Below are 1,442 nucleotides of genomic sequence, written 5' to 3'. Positions count from 1 at the left end.
TGACGCCCCCACTGACGCCGCTGCGGGTGGTGCTGCGGCTGTTGCCGCTGGCGGCCATGGCAATCGGCGGGCTGGCGCTGAAGTTGCCGTAGGTCGGCAAGGTGGTGCCAGGCACCTGGTCGCCGGTGGCGGCCTGACCCTGCTGGTTGGTGCCGACACTGGCGCCGTTGCCGACGCTGTAGCCGCCACCGATGCCGACGCTGCCGGCCTTGTACTCGGCGCGGTTCTCGATGTCGCTGACGGTCAGCGTACCGCTGGTCAACCTGTTGAGCCCCTCCTTCACGGCCTGCCCGGAGGAGGCGATGGCGGCGCCCTTGAGGTCGGTGTTGCCCTTGACCTTTATCTGGAAGCCGCCATCGCCGGCCTCGATGCGTGACTGCCCGGTGACGCTGGCGTAGTCGCTGTCGATTTTCTGCTTGCCGACGTTGGCGCTGGCCGAGAAGCCCGCGCCGACGGCGACGCTGCCGCCGACATGGCTGTCCTTGCTCTTGAACGCGCTGGTGTCCTGCTGGCTCTCGATGTTGAGGTTACCGCCGACATCCGCCACCACCTGCCTGCCGCTGGCGAGCGCGCCGCGCAGGTGGGTGTCGTCGCCGGACACTAGGGCCAGGCGCTCACCGGCGCTGACCTGGGTGTTGCTCCAGGTGACCTCCTTGCCGTTACCCTTGCCCTTGCCGCGGCTGGCATTGGCGCTGACACCCATGGCGACCCCGCCCTGGCCGACGGAAATGGCGCCCCCCACGCCCGCGCTGGAACTGCTGCTGCTGCGGTGGGTCGCGACGATGTTTTGCGCCGCGAGCAGGTTGATGTCGCCGTCCGCCCTCAGCCGGGCGTTGCCGCCGGCGCTGAGGGTGCTGCCGCGCACAGTCAGGTCGGCCCCCTCCCCGGCACCGGTGGCGCTGAGGCGCAGGTTGCCGCCGGCGGCCACGGTGGAGCCAGCCGCCGTGTCGTAGGTGGTGGTGGACTTGCTGTCGCTCTTGCTGGAGCCGACCGTGATGGCGACATTGAGGCCGCCGGCGCGCTTCGGGTCCGCGCTGACCGCCTCGTAGGCGTTGAGCGCGGCAAGCCCGGTGGTGGCGGCGGCCAGCGCCTTCATGCGCATGTCCGGGGTATTGTCGGCGGCACGCTTCATCTGCCGGCCGCTCTGGAGCGCCGCAATCACCGGCGAGGTCAGGGCCACCGTCAGGCCGGACTGGCGGAACTGGCTTTCCTGGGTGCGCTTGCCGGTTTCCCGAGCTTCGACGATATCGACCTTTCTGGCGTGGATGCCGATGTCGCCCCCGGGTGCCAGGACATGGCTGCCGCTCTGCGAGTAGTGGTTGCCGGCGACCAGTACCGTCTCGCCCGCCGTGGAGCCGACGGTCGAGGCAGCGGCGCGGCTGCTGAGCTCCTGGCGGTCGTCGCTCTGCATTTGCTTCCCGACGGTGAACCCAATTCCTCCT

Annotated in this window: 1 protein-coding gene; it reads right to left on the bottom strand. The window is 69.8% G+C overall.

The features are described from left to right. On the bottom strand, nt 1-1,411 hold a 1,411-nt coding region (locus EHO01S_RS17075; protein ID WP_174375474.1), incomplete at its 3' end, for a hemagglutinin repeat-containing protein. Between the last annotated feature and the right edge of the window lie 31 nt (nt 1,412-1,442).

The sequence above is a fragment of the Edwardsiella hoshinae NBRC 105699 = ATCC 33379 genome, from assembly GCF_000474215.1.
Lineage (GTDB): Bacteria > Pseudomonadota > Gammaproteobacteria > Enterobacterales > Enterobacteriaceae > Edwardsiella > Edwardsiella hoshinae.
This window is presented reverse-complemented; position numbering and strand designations above follow the sequence as displayed.